Annotated in this window: 19 protein-coding genes and 3 pseudogenes; 13 read left to right on the top strand and 9 right to left on the bottom strand. The window is 44.8% G+C overall.

Translation table 11 applies throughout. From position 1 onward, the window contains the following. Positions 1-311: 311 nt before the first annotated feature. Positions 312-2,963 (top strand): bifunctional lysylphosphatidylglycerol flippase/synthetase MprF, encoded by a 2,652-nt coding sequence (gene mprF / locus MHH52_RS27485; RefSeq protein ID WP_340005550.1) that lies wholly within the window; start codon positions 312-314, stop codon positions 2,961-2,963. A 103-nt stretch (positions 2,964-3,066) separates the two neighbouring features. On the opposite strand, the gene MHH52_RS27480 is transcribed toward mprF, so the two are convergent. The 4 genes and pseudogenes from MHH52_RS27480 to MHH52_RS27465 form a co-directional block, all read right to left on the bottom strand. Next, positions 3,067-4,539, bottom strand: coding sequence for an alpha-amylase (locus MHH52_RS27480; protein WP_313641829.1), 1,473 nt, complete (start codon positions 4,537-4,539; stop codon positions 3,067-3,069). A 250-nt stretch (positions 4,540-4,789) separates the two neighbouring features. After that, a complete protein-coding gene (locus tag MHH52_RS27475; protein ID WP_340005548.1) occupies positions 4,790-5,068 on the bottom strand; it encodes a GGDEF domain-containing protein in 279 nt (92 codons plus the stop codon). Then, a complete protein-coding gene (locus tag MHH52_RS27470; protein WP_313641833.1) occupies positions 5,004-5,591 on the bottom strand; it encodes a diguanylate cyclase in 588 nt (195 codons plus the stop codon). Before MHH52_RS27470 ends, MHH52_RS27475 begins: the two co-directional genes overlap by 65 nt. Beyond that, positions 5,586-6,158, bottom strand: a pseudogene (locus MHH52_RS27465) (histidine kinase N-terminal 7TM domain-containing protein); the annotation flags it as partial. The pseudogene MHH52_RS27465 and the gene MHH52_RS27470, both read right to left, overlap by 6 nt. A 232-nt stretch (positions 6,159-6,390) precedes the next feature. Between MHH52_RS27465 and MHH52_RS27460 the strand changes: the two are divergent. The 5 genes and pseudogenes from MHH52_RS27460 to MHH52_RS27440 all read left to right on the top strand — a co-directional run bounded on the left by MHH52_RS27460 (position 6,391) and on the right by MHH52_RS27440 (position 9,587). Then, a complete protein-coding gene (locus MHH52_RS27460; RefSeq protein ID WP_313641831.1) occupies positions 6,391-6,576 on the top strand; it encodes an ATP-binding cassette domain-containing protein in 186 nt (61 codons plus the stop codon). Then, positions 6,572-7,063, top strand: a pseudogene (locus tag MHH52_RS27455) (4Fe-4S dicluster-binding protein); the annotation flags it as partial. The gene MHH52_RS27460 and the pseudogene MHH52_RS27455, both read left to right, overlap by 5 nt. 22 nt (positions 7,064-7,085) lie before the next feature. Further along, complete coding sequence (locus MHH52_RS27450) at positions 7,086-7,220, top strand: hypothetical protein (protein ID WP_313641834.1); 135 nt, start codon at positions 7,086-7,088, stop codon at positions 7,218-7,220. A gap of 785 nt (positions 7,221-8,005) precedes the next feature. Further along, complete coding sequence (locus tag MHH52_RS27445) at positions 8,006-8,623, top strand: TVP38/TMEM64 family protein (protein WP_340005545.1); 618 nt, start codon at positions 8,006-8,008, stop codon at positions 8,621-8,623. Positions 8,624-8,672: 49 nt separating this feature from the next. Then, the gene (locus MHH52_RS27440) at positions 8,673-9,587 is read left to right on the top strand and encodes an aldo/keto reductase (protein ID WP_340005543.1); all 915 of its coding nucleotides are present in this window, start codon (positions 8,673-8,675) and stop codon (positions 9,585-9,587) included. Positions 9,588-9,595: 8 nt separating this feature from the next. Here MHH52_RS27440 and MHH52_RS27435 read toward each other — a convergent pair whose 3' ends face one another. From MHH52_RS27435 to MHH52_RS27420, 4 genes are all read right to left on the bottom strand, one after another. Further along, the gene (locus MHH52_RS27435) at positions 9,596-11,107 is read right to left on the bottom strand and encodes an aminotransferase class V-fold PLP-dependent enzyme (protein WP_313641463.1); all 1,512 of its coding nucleotides are present in this window, start codon (positions 11,105-11,107) and stop codon (positions 9,596-9,598) included. 124 nt (positions 11,108-11,231) lie between these two features. Next, on the bottom strand, positions 11,232-11,708 hold the full coding sequence (locus tag MHH52_RS27430; RefSeq protein ID WP_042192628.1) for a DsrE/DsrF/DrsH-like family protein: 477 nt from the start codon (positions 11,706-11,708) through the stop codon (positions 11,232-11,234). Between the two features lie 236 nt (positions 11,709-11,944). After that, a complete protein-coding gene (locus tag MHH52_RS27425) occupies positions 11,945-12,262 on the bottom strand; it encodes a hypothetical protein (protein ID WP_313641462.1) in 318 nt (105 codons plus the stop codon). A 54-nt stretch (positions 12,263-12,316) separates the two neighbouring features. Further along, complete coding sequence (locus tag MHH52_RS27420; RefSeq protein ID WP_340005541.1) at positions 12,317-12,940, bottom strand: acetate uptake transporter; 624 nt, start codon at positions 12,938-12,940, stop codon at positions 12,317-12,319. A 334-nt stretch (positions 12,941-13,274) separates the two neighbouring features. Between MHH52_RS27420 and MHH52_RS27415 the strand changes: the two genes are divergently transcribed. The 4 genes from MHH52_RS27415 to MHH52_RS27400 all read left to right on the top strand — a co-directional run bounded on the left by MHH52_RS27415 (position 13,275) and on the right by MHH52_RS27400 (position 17,153). Further along, entirely contained in the window at positions 13,275-14,192 is a 918-nt protein-coding gene (locus tag MHH52_RS27415; protein WP_313641460.1) for a prenyltransferase, read from the top strand. A 35-nt stretch (positions 14,193-14,227) separates the two neighbouring features. Beyond that, complete coding sequence (locus MHH52_RS27410; protein ID WP_313641459.1) at positions 14,228-15,004, top strand: DUF6081 family protein; 777 nt, start codon at positions 14,228-14,230, stop codon at positions 15,002-15,004. A gap of 38 nt (positions 15,005-15,042) precedes the next feature. Next, entirely contained in the window at positions 15,043-15,996 is a 954-nt protein-coding gene (gene menA, locus MHH52_RS27405; protein WP_313641458.1) for a 1,4-dihydroxy-2-naphthoate polyprenyltransferase, read from the top strand. A 161-nt stretch (positions 15,997-16,157) separates the two neighbouring features. Next, the gene (locus MHH52_RS27400) at positions 16,158-17,153 is read left to right on the top strand and encodes a Gfo/Idh/MocA family oxidoreductase (RefSeq protein ID WP_340005536.1); all 996 of its coding nucleotides are present in this window, start codon (positions 16,158-16,160) and stop codon (positions 17,151-17,153) included. A gap of 183 nt (positions 17,154-17,336) precedes the next feature. Here MHH52_RS27400 and MHH52_RS27395 read toward each other — a convergent pair whose 3' ends face one another. After that, positions 17,337-18,701 carry a dicarboxylate/amino acid:cation symporter gene (locus tag MHH52_RS27395; RefSeq protein ID WP_340005534.1) on the bottom strand — a complete coding sequence of 455 codons (1,365 nt, stop codon included), beginning with the start codon at positions 18,699-18,701 and terminating at the stop codon, positions 17,337-17,339. Positions 18,702-18,858: 157 nt separating this feature from the next. Here MHH52_RS27395 and MHH52_RS27390 point away from each other — a divergent pair. From MHH52_RS27390 to MHH52_RS27380, 3 genes and pseudogenes are all read left to right on the top strand, one after another. Then, positions 18,859-19,217: pseudogene (locus tag MHH52_RS27390) on the top strand (helix-turn-helix domain-containing protein). Between the two features lie 77 nt (positions 19,218-19,294). Beyond that, positions 19,295-20,095 carry an ABC transporter ATP-binding protein gene (locus MHH52_RS27385; protein ID WP_340005532.1) on the top strand — a complete coding sequence of 267 codons (801 nt, stop codon included), beginning with the start codon at positions 19,295-19,297 and terminating at the stop codon, positions 20,093-20,095. Continuing rightward, entirely contained in the window at positions 20,088-21,746 is a 1,659-nt protein-coding gene (locus tag MHH52_RS27380; protein WP_340005530.1) for a hypothetical protein, read from the top strand. Before MHH52_RS27385 ends, MHH52_RS27380 begins: the two co-directional genes overlap by 8 nt. The last annotated feature ends 66 nt before the right edge of the window (positions 21,747-21,812 follow it).

The following is a 21,812-nucleotide window of genomic DNA, read 5'->3' as shown; positions in this document are numbered from 1 at the left end:
GCAAAGGTAGATTTGATATTCGAGTATAAAAGATGGTTAGACCCGTGCTACATAACAGAGAGGACATCCTTTGCCGTGAGGGATGTCCTTTTTGATGTGCAATTTTATGTGTAAACTACAGTTTCAATGTTCTTTAGCTACATTGAATTCCATTAACAATCTTTAACTGTTGCAGGGATTAGGGCTGTGCTGGCAGTCTAATGTAATAGGTGTTGATTATCACGGGTTTTTTATTCCAATAATTGTTATAATGGAATGGTTGTAAAAATTGTCTAGCACAACGTGTGTCGGCGGTAAAGGCAGGTGGCCTCATGCATTCAAAACAACAGACATTAGAAAGATTCAAAATTGTAAGGCTGTTCTTATCCATTTATCGGATACGGGCGGTGAGAGCTCTTTTTCCAGTGGCTATCATAGCGCTGGTGTATTGGGAAGGGCAGCATGAGCTGAAGCAGGTTCATTTAGGACTTATCATGCGTGAGTTAAGGAGAGTACCTACGTCCGCTGTTTTGCAAATGATCGGATTTGCACTTCTCGCAGTAGCTGTAATGAGTACTTACGATTATTTGATTCGGGCACATTTTCGTTTAAAAGTAGGGCTGTGGAACACCTTCCGTTATGCCTGGATTGCTAATACGTTTAATAATTTAATTGGTTTTGCAGGTCTGGCTGGAGTAGGTTTAAGGACGTTGATGTATAAAAAAAGCGGAGTGCCAACTTCCGTCCTAACTCCGGCAATAGTATTTCTTTCGCCTCTCATGATTACTGGGTTATCTCTACTTTCATGGGCGAATATCTTTGGTTTACTCCCGGCAACAGCATTGCTGGATGAGCATCATTGGTTAGTATTTGCGGTATGGGGTATGGCGCTTTATTTGCCGTTTTTTGTGTTTGTACAGCGCTCGGCGCTTTATGCGAAATGGATTAATCGGGGAAAAGGCAGAACACCATGGCTTACAGTAGTTGCCTCTGTGGGCGCTTCATTTCTGGAATGGAGTTTTGCTGGCGTAACGTTTTGGACAATCAGTAGCCACCTCTTGCACGAGGTTCATTTTCCAGTCATATTCGGCATATTTACGATTGCTGCTATCGCGGGCATCTTGAGTATGGCGCCTGGCGGTATAGGCGCTTTTGACCTTATCGCATTGCTTGGACTTACGCAACTTGGATTCAAAAGTGATCAGGCCATGGCAGTGCTTGTCGTTTTTAGATTGTTCTATTATCTCATTCCGTGGTTGATCGGATTGGTGCTGGCTGCACTGGAATTTGGTCTGCAGGGAAAAAAGGGCCAAGATCGTTCAGATCCAGGGTTCGAACCCTCTCTTAATATATGGCAGAAGATTTGGGGTTGGCCGGGTCAGTATACCTTTCTGAGCGATCTTGGTGTGTGGGCTCTGGGCAAGTTGGTCTTAGCTAGCGGGCTTGTTCTCTTACTATCAACAGCAACGCCCGGATTGTTGTACAGACTGAAGATTACTGAGGAAATATTGTCATTTTCGATCATGCAGCTCTCACATCATCTATCTGTACTCATTGGTTTTATGCTCATTTTGTTGTCGCGGGGCATTACATTGCGAATCCGTAGTGCATACATTTGGACCAGTATTCTTTTATTTACCGGATCCGTGTTTGCGGTGACTAAAGGCTTTGATTATGAAGAGGCGCTGTTTCTGCTCCTAGTAGCACTCATTCTTTGGATATCTAGATCTCGGTTTTATCGAATCAGTGTGCCAGTCAGCAGACAGAGTACGATCTGGTGGTTTGTCCTTACTTCAGTAATTGCCCTTAGCTACTATCTATTGGGTAGCCATGTACATCGTGGATTCCTGAAGCATCTACCACCCGGTGTGCATCCAGAATGGCTGCAGCAACATGGTCATGTCGCGTTTACGGCCGTGGGGGGGCTGGCTTTTTCCTGGATCCTTCTTACTTTGCTGATAACCCTCAGACCCTACCGTAAGTCGGAGGAGCTATTCGGAACCTTTGATATGGCAAGGCTGGAACGTTTTCTAGACGGAGTTCAAGGTAATCCCTTAACTCACATGCTGTTTTTGGGTGATAAGAGCTTCTTCTGGGCTCAAGACGGCAAGGTGTTGCTTGCTTTCGCCAGAGTTAGGGACAAACTCGTAGTCCTTGGTGATCCATTAGGAGAGAGAAGTCTCATCAACGAGGCTATTAGTGAATTTAGACAAGCTGCAGATAAGTACGGGCTGGTTGTCGTTTTTTATCAGGCGACACCTGATTTCTTATCGATCTATCATGAGCAGGGATACCACTTTTTCAAGCTGGGTGAAGAGGCATTGGTAACACTCGATACTTTTACACTCAGTGGCAAAAAGAACAGTGATCTGCGAAGTGTATGTAACCGTTTTGAACGGGAAGGATATGCTTTCGAAATTGTAGAAGCGCCGCATTCTGATGACTTACTGCGAGAGCTGCGATCCGTTTCGGATGAATGGTTGAATGGGCGCACCGAAAAAGGGTATTCGCTGGGCTGGTTTAACGGGGCTTATCTGCAACTGGCTCCGATCGCGCTGCTACGGAACGCCAAAGGGACGATACTGGCATTTGCTTCTATTGCACACGGGTATGATCAGGGCGTGACCTTATCCATTGATTTGATGCGCCATCGGAAAGACGTACCGAATGGGACAATGGATTATTTATTTGTTTGTCTGCTGGAGTGGGCGAAATCCAAAGGCTATCACCGATTTAATCTTGGTAATGCCCCGCTGTCCAGTGTGGGTCAGAATGCCGGGGCTCTGAAGGAGGAGAAGCTGGCTCATCTCGTATTTAAAAGAGGGGGTCATTGGTACGGTTTCTCCGGACTGCGCCGATATAAAGAAAAGTTCAGCCCAGAGTGGGAACCGCGTTACTTAGCTTATCCGGCTTCCCTGACATTGCCGATCTTGACGTTCGATCTAGTGAGGTTGGTATCCCGCCATCCAAAGGCAGAGGAATAGAAGGGACGAGTGTGTAGTCTCTGTATGCATCGGAACAACTAAAGAAGGTGTCCAAGTCGAAATGGCTCTGGACACCCTTTTTTTATAGAGGTAATGCGAACCCTTATTTTTCCTCGACTTCTACATCAGGTAGGGCCCAGACAGAAACGCTACCGCCCTTGACCGGGAAGGTCGCCCAGCCGTCTTTCTCAATCGTTATAGTCGCCTTGTGATTATGGGTGAAATCTACCCATGCTTCACCGGCGCGTTGTTCCCCTACGAACATTCTTTTCTGGCCATTCTCACCGTTACTAATCACAACCGCGCAGCCGGAGCGTTCGATGTCTTTCACGCCGAGTCGTGTCCAGCCAATCGTGTTGGGATGATCGAAATAATCCTTCTGTTCACCATAAGCCTTATGATAGCGGGTGTATAACAGTGGATCAATCGCTGCTTTTTTCCCTGCCATGGGTGTAGGTCCCTCAATTCCATAATAATCGCCATAAAAGACAACAGGGTATCCATCACGTCGCAGCAGGATAAGCGTATAAGCACTTTGCTTAAACCAATCATCTACCCACGATTCCAGGGCTTCGTGAGGCTGAGAATCATGATTGTCCACGAAAGTTACGGCATTGGTGGGATGAGTCTGTACAAGAGTGTCGTCTAGAATTTTGGTCAGATCAAAGTTTCTACCCCCCAAGGAAGCCGAATGAAGCTTGTAGTGAAGGGATACATCGAAGAGGTCGATCTGATAATCGACGGTGTTCAGAAATTGCCGGCAGGACTCCAAATCCGAATTCCAAAATTCCCCGACGATATAGAAATCTTTTTCACATTTATTAAACATCTCTACCGCGAATTCTTTAATAAACTCATGGTTGATATGCTTGATGGCATCTAGGCGAAAGCCGCTGCAGTCTAGAGTGTCAATCAGCCATTTTCCCCACTGGCTCATCTCTTTTTTGACGTCTGGATGACTGTAATCAATATTAGCGAACATTAGATAATCGTAGTTCCCGAACTCATCGTCAACATTCTGATTCCAAGACTTATTCTCTCCTACTATGCGAAATACCCCTGTTCGACCCACTTTAGCATCATAATCGGTGCCGTTAAAATGATTGTGATTCCATTTAAAAGAGGAATGCTCATCGCCGCGGCCGGGGAAGGTGAATTTAGTCCAGCCCTCGATCTCGAAAGGCTTCGAGATTTCTTTCATCCGATCATTGCGGTCGACCTCAATGACCTGAATTACTTCTTTTTCATCTGCGCCTGCCTTATGATTCATGACCAAATCAACGTAAACGGCGATGCCATTCTTTTGACATTCCGAAATCGCGTTGATGAGCGCTTGTTTGTTGCCGTACTTGGTACGTACCGTACCTTTTTGATCATATTCGCCCAGATCGTACAGATCATACACGCCATAACCCGTATCCTCGGCGGAGACGGCCTTTGTCACAGGAGGTACCCAAATAGAATCAATGCCTACGGCTTTTAGCGCGGGTGCCGTTTCTCTTAAGCGATCCCAGTGTTTTCCGTCCGCAGCAACATGCCATTCGAAAAACTGCATCATTGTATGGTTCCTCTTCATTTCATTTGCCTCCATATCCCATAAAGCGAATTTTAATCTATATACTGATACCACTCTTCAGATAACTCTTATTAAACTTAAAAACCTACAATGAAAATAAGGCCGTCTGTTGAAAGCTCTAACAGGGGATAGGGATACCATTACACGGGTGTAAAAAGGGAAATGTTCGATCTCTGGGAGAGATGGACGGCGTTACGTCCGTTTCGTTTGGCACTATACAGGGCATGGTCGGCTTCTGACAGCAGCTCTTCTAGTGTAGCTTCCGGGCGCTTAGGGTTTCTACGACACCGAAGCTGGCAGTCACGTTAATAGGCCCGATGATGGTATACAATGTACTCTGTTCAATATCCGCGCGGATGGTATCGCAGAGCCGTGCGGCTTGCTTCAGGGATGTACCCGGCAGACAGATCACAAATTCCTCACCACCATAACGGCCGAAGATGTCGCCCTCCCGCATATGTCTGTTACATACCTCGACAATGTGCTGAAGGGCTTGATCTCCATATTGATGTCCGTATCGATCGATCATTAATGTTCTTGAAGAAGTCCACATCCAGCAAAATAATCGATAATGAACTCCGATTGCTCGCGGCTTGAGAAAGAAGCGCTCTACTCAACTCCAAAAAATATGTACGGTTATAAATCCCCGTCAGGCTGTCCATCGTAGCCAATTGACGTAGCTTGTCTTGAAGTAGTATTCGTTCAGTCACGTCAATCAGCATGATCATCTGCCCTGCTAAGTGTCCCCCTTGTTTCTGTACCGGAGAGGATCGAATTTGATAGTAACAAATCTCGTCTCCTTTGTTCCAAGCAACTTCCCTTTCTTCGCGCAGTAGCGGCTGTGCATCCATAACATAGGACAAGGCATCTTTGCCTGCATTAAGAAACAGTTGCGCTAGCGGTTTGCCAATCGACGAGGAGTTAAGCCCTTCTATCATATCCGCGGCTGAGCGATTGTAATCGACTAGCATATCCGAGCGATCGGTGACAAGCACCCCGTCTCGCATGCTTTCGAACAAATTCTCACGAGCGATAGGCGCAGCTGTTAACATGCCTCTCGAAAGGATGGCCCAGATATATAGGGTGGAAGTGATACTCATGATGATCGGAACGGGATCCATGCCGTAGGGTGTCAGGCCCATCAAATATAAAAAAGAGCCTAACGTTGGAAGGCTTAGTCCAATTAGAATCGTAACGATTTATCTGCGGTATACCCGTTTCATCCGGTTCCATTGCCACAAAATGAGGCAGATGGCTGCCAGCAGACAGCCGAAGGTAAAGCTGCCGTGAACGATATACCAAGGTCCCATCACTACATCAACGAGTGGGGAGGGGGTATTACCCCGCAAATAAATGGATTTATAGAAGAGGTGGTGATAATCATTGGTCCATACCATCAGTGTTGTAATGAACGGTATCATGTATAGCGCTGTTCGCATGCCTTTTTTAATTAGACTCTCCAGCCCTACGAAATGTATCACCATCATTAGGCTTGCCGGCGCAATAAAGGGCATTCCCAGATACTCTACCTTAATCCAAAAGCTCATTTCCTCCAGTGTTTTTCCCGACAGTTCTAGTGCGAAGCCGAAGGTATAAATCGCGGAAGTGCAAAGCTTATAACAAAGGCTCTGATTCCTAAAAAATCCGTTTTTTTATAATAGGCGAAAAGGGCTAGTAAGACGCTCAGGACACCTGATATAGCCACAATAACAATATAATTCGAAATTACAGATCCCATGGGTCTATTGTCTCCTACTAAGGAAAGATATGGATAAATATTACCACATATCTACAAATATATAAAAATTACTCGCGACAAATATTCCTGAGATTCAGCTGGAAAATGTTGAAATGCGCTATCAGACAGAAGCTGCGGAATTGCTTGCGCTGCATCAGGTGAGTCTTGATATTGCAAAGGGGGAGTTCGTCTCACTACTCGGACCTTCCGGATGTGGCAAAACAACGCTTTTGAGACTAATGGCCGATTTCATAGCACCAACAGGTGGGAACATTGTAGTAGCTGGAAAATGTTGTTGAGTTCATGCTAATGGGTGCTACGGGTATTCAGGTATGTACAGCGGTTATGCATCATGGCTTCCGGATTGTGGAGGAAATGATCGATGGGCTGAATAACTATTTAGATGACAAAGGGTTGGCTTCCGTAACAGAGCTAATCGGAAAATCGGTATCTAGATACTCCAACTGGGGTGATCTGGATCTTATCTATAAGGTCGTTGCCCGCATTAATGAGGAGAACTGTATCAACTGTAATAAATGCCATATTGCTTGTGAAGATGCTTCACATCAATGTATTGATATGTTAACTAATGCAGATGGGAAAGCTATTCTACAGGTCCGCGAGGAAGATTGTGTAGGCTGTAATCTTTGTTCTATTGTCTGTCCAGCAGACGGCGCGATCGATATGGTTCCAGTGGACACTGGGGCAGCCCCTCTGACCTGGAATGAGCGTCAGAAGGTGATCAGTAGTTTGAACGGCTCCTATTCGGAAGCGGAGGTGGTGTAAGGATGAAGAAGATTATTAAAAAATGGAATTATCGTTACCGCAGCAGGCTGTAGATACATGGCATCATAAGTCGCAGGACAAAGCGGTGATTGATTACAGCTTCCACCTTATGGTCTCAGAGTTAAACGATAAGGTGCTTGGTGATGGCGGCAGGTGAGCAGGCCAGTTGTTACAGTGGAGAGGTTTAAGGTGAGGGTATTGAAAGCTGAGTAGTAAGCTTCTGGATCGGGGGCTTGATGCTCGGCTTTTCATCGTGGAATGAGATGGATGCATTGTGAGAAGAGAGCGCAGTGAAAAGAATTCGCAGTGAATATGATGGTGCTGTGAAAATGATAAAGGTGATTTATTCGTAATTGCGCGGAGTGAGGGTGATTATAGGGAAAATCTCCGTATAATTAGCCGCTTACGGCCTCGGAATAGACATTATAGGGAAAACTACCCTATAAATCACCGAGATATCGCCGATGTTGACCAAATCCGCTCAATTATTGGGAGAAATTCCCTATATTGCGGTTTTTATCACTCGAACGACAGAACTATAGGGATAATTTCCCTATATGTAATTATTTTTTAATCCTAATTTGAATTATCGGTGTATCTGAATTACAGCTGCTGCTCGCCCTCCATATATTCATGCCTCAATAAGGACATGATATGCAGAGATTCAAAGCGCTCCCCTACTTTTATGCAATCACGTAGAGTGCCTTCCAGTGTAAAGCCACAGTTTTCGTAGACATGACGAGCTCTATGGTTGTGATCCCTAACATCCAATCATAGCCGGTGCGTTTCAGTGTGGCGGAAGACTGAGGGTTTGACCAGTGTCATTCATGTAGTTCTAGCTTGCTTTCTTTATATTGGAAGAGCTGTAGGAATGATCGCAACTTCGTGTATAATTGAGACCAAGTGTTAAGAATTCCAATCGGATGAGGAGATCAGCTGGTTATGTACTTTCTTGATATTATGTCTTGGCTGACAGAGGATAATCTGCGGCATCTACTTGAACAATATCGTTCGTTTGGGCCCTTTCCGGGCATTGCGTTAACGTTTATGAAATCATTTATACCACCACTACCAACTATTGCGATCGTAGGATTAAACGGGGCTGTATATGGTTTATGGTTAGGTTTTTTGTATTCTTGGATCGGTTTGGTTGCGGGCTGTGTGACAACATTTTTGATTATTCAAAAAGTAGCCTCACATCGTTATCTACGAAAATGGGCAGAACGACCAAAGGTAGCCAAAAGTATGACATGGGTGCGGCAAAGTGGGTTCAGCTATGTATTTCTGCTTAGTATATTTCCCGTGGGACCCTTCGTTGTAATTAATATGGCTGCTGGTCTTGCTGGCATGAGGTTTCGTTCATACCTCCTTGCGCTTACTGTGGGCAAAGCGATCATGGTATTCGCAGTTTCATATATTGGAAATGATCTTGAACGATTCATCCGCCAGCCGTGGGAGATCATCTATGTCTTGGTGTTTATTGGACTGTCACTATGGGGAGTTAAAGCCATCGAGGCGCGGTTCGCAAGAACGGTCCAGAATGGAAATAAGGCTGCTTAGTTTATTACTGTGAATGAACTATTTTGATAGAACGAAGGAGGAAATGTTGATGAAATATCGTAAGCTTGGCAGTACAAGTATGAATGTATCGGTGATCGGCTTGGGTACTTGGCAGTTCGGTGGAGAGTGGGGTAAGGATTTCACTCAAGCTGAAGTCGATGCCATGCTGGATAAGGCTGGGGAGCTGGGTATTAATCTGATTGATACGGCAGAATGTTACGGAGATCACTTGTCGGAGAAGTTCATCGGGGGTTATCTGGCTCGCCGGAAACGTGAGGACTGGATTGTGGCTACGAAATTCGGACATCATTTTCAGGGACATCTACAGAGGGAACAACTATGGCGTGCTGAGGATGTGCTGAAGCAGCTAGATGATTCACTGCGTGCGCTCCAGACAGAGTATATCGACCTTTATCAATTCCACTCTGGGACCGATGAGCAATTCGATAACGACAAGCTGTGGAGTATGCTCGATAGACAGAAGCAGGCGGGTAAAATTCGTCATTTAGGCGTCTCGATCAGTGCATCAGGCTCGGGTGTGCTTCAGACCTCTGCAGCAGCAGATGTGCAGGCAGAGGCCATACAAGTGGTATATAATCGGCTGGATCGTAAACCTGAGGAAGAGATCTTTCCGCTATGCATCGAGAATCAATTAGGCGTATTGGCTCGCGTTCCGTTGGCGAGTGGTTATTTGAGCGGCAAGTATAAGCCGAATGCGGTTTTTGGACAGGGTGATGTCCGAGCGAACCATAATGAGGAAGTAAGACAGAAACAACTACGGGTTGTAGCTGAAATTGCAGCGAATGAAGTGCCATCAGGTCTGAATATGGCGCAGTGGGCTCTGGCGTGGTGCCTTCAGCATTCCGCAGTAACCAGTGTAATTCCGGGCTGTAAGAATGTAGAACAAGTTATCTCCAATGCCAGTGCTGCCGATCTGGACATGGTGAAGGATACCACGCAATAAGTTGGAAGCTACACAGAAAAAAGTTCTTTGATCTTCGCCTCGGCTGGATCCTCAGCGTAGATATGGGTCCAACTGTTCGTGGAGGCATCATAAAGATAGTCCTGTTTCCACCACTGGATATGGATCACGATATTTCGTACAGCGGATACAATTCTCTCTACTTCCTGATTAGTCATAATGGGATGTAGAGAGATGCGGATCCAACCTGGTCTAAGCGACTGGTCGCCTACAGTAATAGCCTCAGCGATCTGAGCAGATTGCGTCCACCCTACTCCAAGCAGGTAATGCCCATATGGCCCCGCACAAGAGCAACCGCCCCGGGCTTGTATACCGAAGCGATCATTCAGCAGTTGGACAGCTAGGTTATAATGAATATCGCGCAGTGTAAAAGAGACAATGCCATGACGTTCTGTATGATGTCCAGCCAGCAGCGAACATTCGGGTATGCTACGGAGCCCGCTCATTAATTCTTGGCACAGTTCGAACTCTCTAATCGCCATATAATGACCGCTTCCATTCATTTGGTCCTTCAGCTTCACACATAGTGCCGTCCGAAAAGCTTGCAGAAACCCCGGCGTTCCCCCGTCTTCCCGCATCTCTATTTCATTGGTGTAACGGCGTCCTCCCCAAGGATTGACCCAAGCCACTGTACCTCCACCCGGTTCGTCAGGAATACGTCCATTACTTAATGCTTCATCAAAAATTAGAACACCGTTTGTGCCCGGTCCACCCAGAAATTTATGCGGAGAGAAAAAGATCGCATCCAGCTTCTCCAGCGGCGAGACAGGATGCATATCGATAGGCTCATAGGGAGCACTGGCGGCAAAATCTACAAAACATAGGCCACCGTGACGGTGCATAATCGCGGCAAGCTTCTGGTAGGGGGTCTGAATTCCGGTCACATTGGAGCAAGCCGTAAATGAACCGATTTTCCAGCGGCGATGCTGATACAATTTTAACTGGGCTTCAAGCTGCTGGAGATCTATATTCCCGTCCTCTCCGGGAGGAACAGTCACAACGTCACCAACTCCCTCCTGCCAGGGAAGAATATTGGAATGATGCTCCATATGGCTGGTGAAGATCACAGGACGCTCCTCCATCGAATGGGCACTATATTCCTGGAGCCATTCAGGGAGCCTTAACCCCATGATGCGCTGCAGCTTGTTCACGGCTCCCGTTGTTCCATTTCCGCAGAAGAGTAGGACGTCCTGAGGGCCAGCATTTACATGCTTTTTAATGATTTGTCGTGCTTCATAATAAGCCAGTGTCATGGTTAATCCGGTTGTGTTGGAGTCTGTATGTGGATTGCTGACATATGGGCCGAAGGCTTCCTGCAGCTTCCGTTCGATCGGTTCATATAAGCGTCCGCTTGCGGTCCAATCAGCATACAGCAGTGGCTGTCTGCCATATGGCGTGGTGATATGATGCCGAATGCCGATGGTGTGCTCACGAAAAGTCTCGAAATGTTCTTGTAGTGAAGCGGGCGTCTCTGCAGAAGAGGCGTGGATGATGTTTAGCATGGATTTCCCTCCAGCCCGTACGCCGTCGGTTCTAAGATTATAGTGTGTTTTCGGCGTGCCAGTAGTTTCTATGGCATCAGTATATGCCTGCATGGAGGATTGGGTTAAAGCCTAGTCGAATCATTTAAATAAATAATTGGACATCGCTTTCTAGCGCATCTCTTAAATACGCCGCAGCATCGATAATCTCGACCTCTGGCAGCAGCTCCTCTGTTTTAAAGCCCATGATCTCTACAGAGAGCTTGCAGGCATAGAACTTGATGTTTTTTTTACGAGCCCCTTTTAAAAAATGAATCAGTTTCGGCGCTCCTTGCTCCTCCATCATTTCCTCTAGCATCATTCGACCCAGCCCGCTGAAGTTCAGATGGGAGAGTGGTAGCTGCCCAGGACCCTTTGGCGTAATGACATCCATCAGCTTCTCATAAATACTTTTATCCTCGAGTGTCATTTTCTCCGGATCACGCACTAGGAACAGGCCCCAAAAAGAGAAAAACATCGTAACCTCGACATCAATATCTCTCGCGGCATTCGCTAGAATTAGTCCCGCCATGGCTTTGTCGTATTCTCCGCTGAACATCAGTAGATTGATTTTTTTACTCACCTGCATAGCCCTCCTGTACTTATTTTGAATTATAAGAAAGTATAAGTTTCACGATATACTTTATCCTTATAATTCTCGCATAAACGCTTACCGTCCTTAAGAGGACGTCGAAGGCGTTTTAGCTTGCAATGTCATTAGTATGGTTATGGAGGGGAGAAGTATGCGAAAGGACCTTCTGAATAAAAAAAGCCCCCTTACGGGAGCTTAATCACCTTTATTCTGTTGCCTAGCTTCTACTAATGTACTTCTGAATCTTTAGATTCCGGATCTACGGTGCTATGGATATCATAGTAACGGGCGGAAAGCCAAATGCTTCCGGTAAATAGTACGATGAGTCCAAGGACGATAGAAAATCGCCAGTCGCCTGCTTTGAAGTTCAGCTGAAGTACCGTTAGTACAAGCGAAACCTGGGTCCAGACCAGTGTTCTTTTGCGAAAAGCCGTAATATCTCCAATCATCTTTGGGATATTCCGAATGATCAAATAGGCAATAACTGCGAGAATGAGCGCAAATATAGCAGTTACGGCTAATTCAGAAGAGGATAGGACATGCATGGTCTCAGGCATCCTTTCGGCTTGCAAAAGTTAGGATTCAAAAAAGGTGAATTACTATTTCTTGAAGATACCCAGGGGAGCTCCCATCGGCAAGAAAGTGCGTCCGAAATGAGCATTTAACACTGACGCTCCGCATCCGTATAGGGACACTATACCAATTCCAAGTTCGGCACAGGCAGCAAGCTTATGGAAGAACTCAGGAACGATACCGAAGGAATCAAAAGTTAGTCCAAGAAAGAGGAAATCTATCAATACAAAAATGATAAGCAAAACTCTATTAGCTTCAACCGCACCAATGGTCATAAAGATTGTGAAGATCAAGTAACCCAGAAATACAAATCCGAGCTGCTTAGGATCTACAGCCTCCGCAAGCGTTGGGCCGAATACGCCGAGCTTGATCAGCCAGCTGCTAGCCATGCCGAACCAAAAGAACGCGTAGGCGCCAAAGGCAGTCATACCAAAGGTGTTATTGTGCTTAGCATCTTGAATTGCGGCGAATAGTTGAGCGAATGCTCCCAGGAAGATAGCCCAAGGAATGACGTAGCTAAGTCCTGTTGTAAATTCAAGCTTCTGTGAAGAAGCAACCAATGTGACAATAGCCAGTCCGAATAGCCCGATGGCGCTAGGGTCTGCGGTGACGATTTTGACAGATTGGGTGTTAGGGGATTGCGCTGACATGACAGTAACAGCCTCCATTATTATATATAGTTTTACGCTCTTAAAAACAGCACTCAAGGAGCGCTGTTCATAGGCTTGCCTATCATATCATATCGGTATGTGCTTGCCTATAAAACAGCACTCATTTTTTGTTGTAAAATGGTGGTCCTATGTTAAATAAGAGGTATTATCGGGTGTATCTTCAAATATCATGTTTCTAAACCAAACAAACGGAGGTATTGTGTCAAGATTAGACATTAAATGCAGTGATAATCTTCACAATCTGTTGAAAATTGATGTATAATAGTCAGTGATAATTATTATCAAGTCATAATGAAAAGGCGGTAAGCTTGAAGTGAACAAATGGACATTATTTACGAAGGCGACCCGGTTTTGGAGTTTTTCTGTTATGCTCATCCCGATTGTTTTAGGTACAGTTGGGGCATATGTATGGGAAAGGTCATTCCATCCGGTCTTATTTATTCTAACCTTAATAGGGGCGATTTCCGCTCATCTGTTCTCCAATATGGTGAATGATCTATGGGATTTTCGCAACGGAACTGATACAGAGGCGAAGAATTCCACTGGTGAAATCAGCACAAACTCCGGGCTACTGACAGGTGGAATCCTCTCGGAGTCTTTTTATGCGAGTATGACGTGGGGGATGCTGGCGATTGCCATCATATGTGGTGGAGTACTCAGTATATATAGCGGTTGGAATATCCTCTGGTTTGTACTTGTGGGTGTTTTAATTGCTTATTTCTATGTAGCCCCGCCACTGCGTTATGGATATCGCGGCAAAGGATACAGTGAGGTGGCCATATTTATAGCTTTTGGGATTATGCCTGTGTTAGGCTCCTTTTTCGTACAAACCGGTCATTTTAGCATGAAGCCTGTAATTCTTTCGTTGCCGGTCGGATTCTTGACTACATTACTGTTGTTTAATCACCATTTCCTACATTGGAAAGCGGACGAGCAGGCTGGAAAGCTTACGCTTGTTGTAGTGTGGGGTGAGCAAAAAGCACTTGTATTCTCGCGAGTACTTCTCTTCACCGGATACGCTTCGGTGGTGGTCTGTGTGCTGATGGGCGTACTTCCAGTTTATGCCCTATTGGCGTTGGTTACAGCCTTCTGGCCGATTCGTATTTATCGTGGACTGAAGCCGCATAACGCTTCGCCAGCTTATATCCCGCTCATGGGTGCTTCACAAAAAGCCTCCGTCCGATGCGGAGTAGTGATGACAGCAGCATTACTAATTCAAGGATTATTCTGATACTAATAGTCAACATACAGAAGGAGTGAGCTTTCATGGAAAAGAAGGACAAGGAATTGATGAAGGAAGAACAAAGCGCTAAAGGCAATCAAATGGTACTTGGAGATTTCCACTCCATTTTAGAAGAAGGAAAGGTCTGGAAAACAGGCGGATTTACACTGCCTGATGGATCCTTCTGGGCTTATCGTGAACCGGAAGCGGTAGTTATTGTTCGTAACGATACGCTTTATGTACGTGCGAAATTATCTCGTGAGAACCATCAAGTACAAATTCTAGACAATGCTAAGCATATGTATTACTCCGCGGAGCCTGTGGAAATTCCTGAGGCCGGAGAGATTAGCTTCGAGCTGCAAATTCGTTGCCGTACACAAGGAACAGCACATGGAGATTTGTACGACGGTTATGTATCGCTGAACTTGCTTGATTTTACGACAGGCGCGGCGCTTGACTTTTTTGCGGGAAATGATAAATATGCTAGTGTATATGGAATTTTGCCGTTCCCAGGGGTACAAGTACCAGAGAGCAAAGGAACAAAATATTTCTGCATCTTTAAAGAAGATACGGATTTCAAACCACGTGAATTTAATACCTATCGCATTACGTACCACCGTGGCAATGATGAGGCTATATTCTATTTGAATGGCAAAGAAGTACGCCATGAGAAAAATATACCGATCAAATTCAACAACTTTACAGTGGCGCTCGGAATTATGACGGAGAAGGATCTGAGTCCTGAAGGCAGCGTGTCTGTGCATGGACAAACGGTTATTGCAGAATGGTCCCCAGTGAAGATTACAACGACTGAACAGTAATACCTTGCAGGCTCAATTGATAGATAAGGGTGTATGGTGTGAATATTAAAAGTTTTCTAAGATTTGTTGAGCTGCCGACAAAAGTAGCCAGTATGATTCCTTTTCTAATGGGAACGCTGTATGCCCTGTACCGGTTTGAGGATTTTTATGTGTTACGTTTTGGTTTGATGTTCGTTTCCTTGCTTAGTTTTGATATGGCAACGACGGCGATTAACAACTATTACGATTTCAAAAAAGCATCCAAAACCCACGGCTATGGCTATGAAACGCATAATGCGATTGTACATTTTAAGCTAAAAGAGAGCACCGTCGTGGCGACGATTGTTATTTTGCTGGCTCTGGCTGCAGGGGGCGGGATTGCGCTTGTTACTCAGACGGGATTGCTGGTCTTTTTGCTTGGTGGGCTGTCGTTCTTAATCGGCATTCTTTATTCGTTCGGGCCGATCCCCATTTCGCGGATGCCGTTAGGTGAACTGTTCTCAGGTTTGTTTATGGGCTTTGTGATTATTTTTATTTCTGCCTATATTCATACAGATGAGCATGTGGTATCGCTGTTGCTTCAGAACGGCTGGGTCAGCCTGAATATCAACATCGTGGAGGTGCTGTACCTGTTCTGGTTCTCCGTTCCCGCTATTCTGGGGATTGCAGGGATTATGCTCGCTAATAATATCTGTGATATTGATGAAGATGTGGAGAACCGCAGGTACACGCTTCCGGTCTACATTGGCCGCCGCAATGCGCTCATGCTGTTTAAATATCTCTACTATGTCTCTTATCTGGATCTTGTAGTGCTGCTGATCTTGGGGATTAACCCTATTCTTGTCTTGTTGATTCTACTTACACTGATCCCGCTGCACCGAAATATCGATTTGTTCACACAGAAGCAGGAGAAGGCGAGTACTTTTATTCTTGCCGTCAAAAATTTCGTGTTGATGAACGCGGCGCGTATTGTTGTGCTTGGTGCGGCTGTGTTGTTAAATGCGATAATGTAACTTTTCAATTGAATTAATAAGCAGTACCTATCGGAGACGAAACTCCTATGGGTGCTGTTTTTTTCCATTCTGACTGCTCCTTTTTATTAGTGATGGGTTTCATTCTATGGTAAGGTGTCTTAAAGTATAGTAACTAATCCAAGGGAAGAGGTGTAGCCATTATGGTGCAAAAACTTCGCTGGGGAATCATAGGCTGTGCGCAGATTGCGACAGGTTCAGTGATGCCAGCTATCATGAATTCAGATTCGGGAATGATTAAAGCGGTAGCGAGTCGTAGCTTGGAAAAAAGCAGCGCTGTTGCCGCAGAGTTCGGAATAGAGAAAGCATATGGCAGTTATGAAGAGTTACTTGCGGATAAAGAAATCGATGCGGTATATATTCCGCTCCCTAATCATCTCCATCGTGAATGGGTGATTCGAGCGGCAGAAGCAGGTAAGCATGTGTTATGTGAGAAACCGATCGCACTGAACAGCAAAGAGGCTGCAGAGATGGTAAAAGCGTGCAAAGACGCAGGAGTTCACTTAGCAGAAGCATATATGTATCGGCATCATCCACGGATTGCTGAACTACAAGAGACTATCGCTAGCGGTGAAATTGGAGAATTACGCTCGATTCGTGGGACGTTTACTTATAATGACGCTACAGATACATCTAATATTCGCTTTAAATCAGCATGGGGCGGCGGCTCGCTTTATGATGTTGGCTGTTATCCGCTTAGCGCGGCACGACTGCTGTTTGGGGCAGAGCCGGAAGCTGTGACTGTGCATGCGATGTTCTCCCCAGAGCATGACAACGTAGATATGATGGCCTCAGGTCTAGTAGAATTTCCGAATGGTTTAAGCTTGATCTTTGATTGCGGAATGTGGGCATATAATCGCCAGCTGTTAGAGATTCTTGGGACCGAGGGACGAATTGAGGTGCCTATGCCTTTCAACGCTAGAGATGAGGATGCAGAATTCTTTGTGTACACTGGCGATGAGGTGAGACGAGTAGATGCCACCGGGGCTAATCCATATATCCGGCAGGTGGATAATTTTGCAGTCGCTGTATTCACAGGTGAGAGATTAATTGAGCCTGAGGATGCGGTGCTGAGTATGCGGCTGATCGAGGCCTGCCTTGCTTCCGCCAAAGAGCGGAAAAGAATTAGTGTGCTTTAGAAGCTGAATCTAATATGGATCTACGCAAAAAAACCTCCGGCTTTCTGCTATAAGCAGATGCCGGAGGTTTTTTAAATATAAGAAAGTATAAGTTTCACGTTATACATTATCCCTATATTTCTCGCATAAACGCTTACCGTCCTTTAAGGTCGCCGAAGGCGTTTTTGCTTGCGTGTTCAACTTTTAAACGGTACTCAAGAGAATATCGTCTTCGTTATCATTGCTATTAAACGCTTCGCGGTCAAATTCACCTTCTGAATTGGCCACTAACAGCGCGGTTACAGCTGTTCCAGTTGCATTTACAGCGGTACGACCCATATCGATGAGCGCTTCTACACCCGCTACGATAGCGATTCCTTCAAGCGGCAGACCGAGAGCAGTTAACACTACAGTAGTGGAGATTACGGCAGGTCCAGGTACGCCAGCTACACCAATGGAAGAAATAATACTTACTAATACCAGTGTGATGTAGTCAGTCCAGTTCAGATCAATTCCGAATACTTGGGCGGTAAACACTGCCACAATGGCCGGCCAAATCCCACCGCATGCGTTAAAGTTGACGGAGGCCCCTAACGGTGCGATAAAGCTTGCGATCCGTGGGGAGACATGAAGCCGCTTCGTAATCACTTCGAGATTAACAGGAAGTGTTGCGTAGCTACTTCTGGTTGTGAAGGCGACGGTAATGGTTGGATAGATTTTGCGGAAGAAACGAATTGGATTCACCTTCGCTACTAATAAAACCAACCCACCAAAGATAAGTACAAAATGTATAATCATTGCGACATATGAGGTTATAATTACGCTGCCCAGCTCCTGCAACGTTTCCCAGCCATAACGTGCTGTAATTCCGGCAATCAGCGCGAACACGCCGTAAGGCGTCAGGCGAATAATGAATTTCACTACCTGATGCAGTACCAGTGTCAATGATTCTATTAGATCACGTACAGGCTTGACGGCTTCTGGTTTCTTGGAACCAATCTTGATTATAGCTACAGCTAAGAAGATAGCGAAAATGAGCAGAGGCACAACCTTACCTGTGGCCGCTTCATTTACAGGATTAGAGGGTACAAGATCCAGGATGACTTGAGAGAAGGTTGGAATTTCTCGCGCGGCAAAATCTGCGGGTACATCTTGTTGTATGCCTTGACCAGGATTGAACAGCAGGGCAATTGAAAGGCCAATAATAGAAGCAATACCCGTTGTTCCGAGGAACCAGGCAAAGGTCTTGATACCGACTTTGCGTAAATATTCTAGGTTGGTTAAGGAAGAAATGCTGTTCAATACAAGAATGAATACTAAAGGAATAACGAGCATGCGAATCAGGCTGACATAAATACTGCCGAATGTACTAATGGCTTTAGTCTCTAAGTCAAAGTACTGAAAGAAAATACCTGCTACAAGTCCGATACCGAGTCCGATAAGCACCCGTACGCCAAATCCAATCCTTTTACGTGCCAGTAGAAACAAAATCCCAAACACAACTATGGAAACGACAAATCCATACCAGTTGGTTTCAATGGCGGACAACAAAGTGTTGTTTATGTTCATTACCAATACCCCCTAAACCTACAATTTTAGTGTGTATATCTTGATGTGATCAATCTATATACAATTTATAGTAAAGTCAATGTAATAATATGTTAAAAATAATTAATTCCGATAAAAACCATGTGAAAATAAAAATTAATTGACATAAAGGCCTGATATATCGTTATCGATTTGTGGGTACAGTAAGGCACTTGATGTTATTTCCAACAAATTTACAGCTTTAGTCATCTATGCCATGGAAGATGGAATCATTCGATACAGTGATATCAGAAGATGTATCGAAAGCATCTCTAAAAAAAGCTAACTCAAACTTTGCGGCAACTGGCACGAGATGGATTGGTCCAACGTGAGATTACGCCATCTGTTCCACCCATCGTAGAGTATTCTTTAACCTTTGGGGGGATGATCTCTACACTCTCAGGGAGAACCAGTGGTTCTCCCTTTTGTTATGAATTAGGCATTAGCATTCATAGATATAAGAGGAGTGAGTTAAATTATGGAGTGGGAATCTGTTGAATGATACATTGATTGTAATTACATGAGATAGTAATTTTTTTGTGTTATTAATTAGTCACTAGAGAGGGGATTAGGATATGGGACATGCTGATGAACCAGTCATTGCGATTTCTGGTTTATGGATGAACTACACTGACCGAATGGTGCTAAGGGGAATTGATCTTAAGGTATACAGAGGACAAATTATTGGCTATATCGGCCCTAACGGGGCTGGCAAGAGTACAACTGTCAAGATTATGCTCGGTTTGGTAGAAGGTTATAACGGCAAAGTAGAGATTTTCGGTAGGGATATTGCTGATGGAGATGTTTCTTACAAGAAACGAATAGGTTACGTGCCTGAGGTAGCTGAATTATATGATAGCCTCACCGCTAGAGAGTATCTAACCTTTGTTGGTGAGTTGTATGGCCTAAAGCGTAGTGATGTGGATTACAAAGCTGAAAAGTTAATGGCCTTGCTCGGTCTTGAGAAAGCTTATGATTCGCGGATCGCAACCTTCTCCAAAGGGATGAAACAAAAGGTGTTGCTGATCTCCAGCATGCTTCATGATCCCGATATTCTATTCTTAGATGAACCGCTGAGTGGTCTGGATGCTAATAGCGTAATGGTAGTGAAGGAGATTTTTGCATCTCTGGCAGCACGGGGTAAGACCATTTTTTATTCTTCACACATCATGGATGTGGTTGAGAAGATCAGCAGCCGGATTGTTTTGATTGACGGAGGAGACATCGTGGCAGATGGGAGCTTTGCGGAACTTAAAGAGAAGGGCCGTGAAGGGACGCTTGAGGATATTTTTAATCAATTAACTGGATTTGATAAATACCGTGATATTGCTGGGGAATTTGTTGCGGTCATGCAAGAGGACTCTCCTCATGACTGATTTCTTTGTGTTGAAGCTTCTGGATAAGATGCGTGGTGGGTTTAACCGAATCGGAGTTGATTATGACGTGATGCGGAGTATTCTGCAGGTCAAACTGACGATGGACGGAAGAAGAACACCAACAGTGCTTGCTGGAATGCAGAAAAAGGAGGAGAAGAAAGAGGGCTCACCGCTGCGTGTGCAATGGATTTATTTACTTTTTGGAGTCATGTTAATTCCCCTTATGATGTTAATGGGCAACTATATGCTGCAAATGAGCCTTGTATTTGGTGTAGTGATGTTTATGATTACGACCACACTGATCTCTGATTTCTCTTCCGTGATGCTCGATCTTCGGGACAAAAACATACTGGCTTCAAAGCCAGTGAACCGCCTTACCTTGAACATGGCGAAGAGCATCCACATTCTCATTTATTTATTTACAGTGACGCTAACATTGACCGGACCATCGCTGATTTTTTGCTTGTTCAAACAGGGAGTACTTTTTTTTCTACTATATGCTGCTGAGATCATTCTGATGGACTGCTTTATCCTCGTCATTACGGCGCTGCTTTATTTACTGATTATGAAGTTTTTTGACGGGGAGAAGCTCAAGGATATTATAAATTATGTGCAGATCATTTTAACTATAGGAATTACAGTAGGGTATCAGCTCATAACTAGGCTGTTCGATATTGTTGAACTGAGTACTTCTTTTAAACCCGCATGGTGGCAGTATTTGATTTCTCCTGTTTGGTTTGCGGCTCCTTTCGAGATGTTTTTGAGCGGTTCGAGAGATACACACTTCGTGGTCCTTTCTGTGCTAGCCTTAGTAATTCCGCTTCTACTGATTGTGGCTTATATTAAGCTGATGCCTCTATTCGAAAAGAGCTTACTGAAACTTTCAGAGCAAGGCAATGTTGGCAAAGGTAACGCCCGAATGGTGGACTGGATTTCGAAAATAACTTGTAAGAACCCGGTAGAGGGAATGTTCTTTCGTTTTAGCTGGTCGATGATGAAGAATGAGCGTGATTTCAAGTTAAAGGTATATCCGGCAATCGGCTATTCCATCGTCTTCCCGTTCATTTTTATATTTGGGATCCTTTGGGATGGCAATGCATCTACCATCAAGGATTCCAACACGTACCTGATGATTTATTTCGGTGCGATGTTACTTCAGACGGTTGTTCTAATGCTAAGGTACTCTGCGAGTTATAAAGGTTCTTGGATCTATAATCTGATTCCTCTGCTGGACACCACACCCATCTATCGTGGAATGCTTAAGGCAGCGATAGCTCGCTTACTATTACCTTTATTCGTTATAGAAGCAATAGTATATCTTTGGTTGTTTGGAGTGCGGATTGTGCCGGACTTAGTAGTAGTGCTGTTCGCAATGCTGATCTATTCGGTGATTTGCTTCCGTTTATATCCCCGGGTATTACCTTTCTCAGAGCGATATGAGGCAGCTAAGCAGAAGGATTACACCGCAAGCTCCTTTGGGTTGTTATTCTTGTTGATGGGGATGGCAGGTATACATTATGTTTTCACTTTGTTTACGGGTGGGGTTTATATCTATTTGTTAGTTCTGGTAGTTTTGAATTTATGGATATGGCGAATTACCTTTCCAAAAAACGTATCGCCAACAGGTCATGTTTCAAACTTTCCAGGTTGAGCGATTGCGTCAAATATGGACATTTTTTGCGTAATAAAAAAAGGGTTTAAATTCCAGTATTTACTT

It is taken from the genome of Paenibacillus sp. FSL K6-0276 (assembly GCF_037977235.1).
GTDB lineage: Bacteria > Bacillota > Bacilli > Paenibacillales > Paenibacillaceae > Paenibacillus_AQ.
Note: the sequence above shows the minus strand (reverse complement) of the source record. Positions and strands in the feature narration are given on the sequence as shown.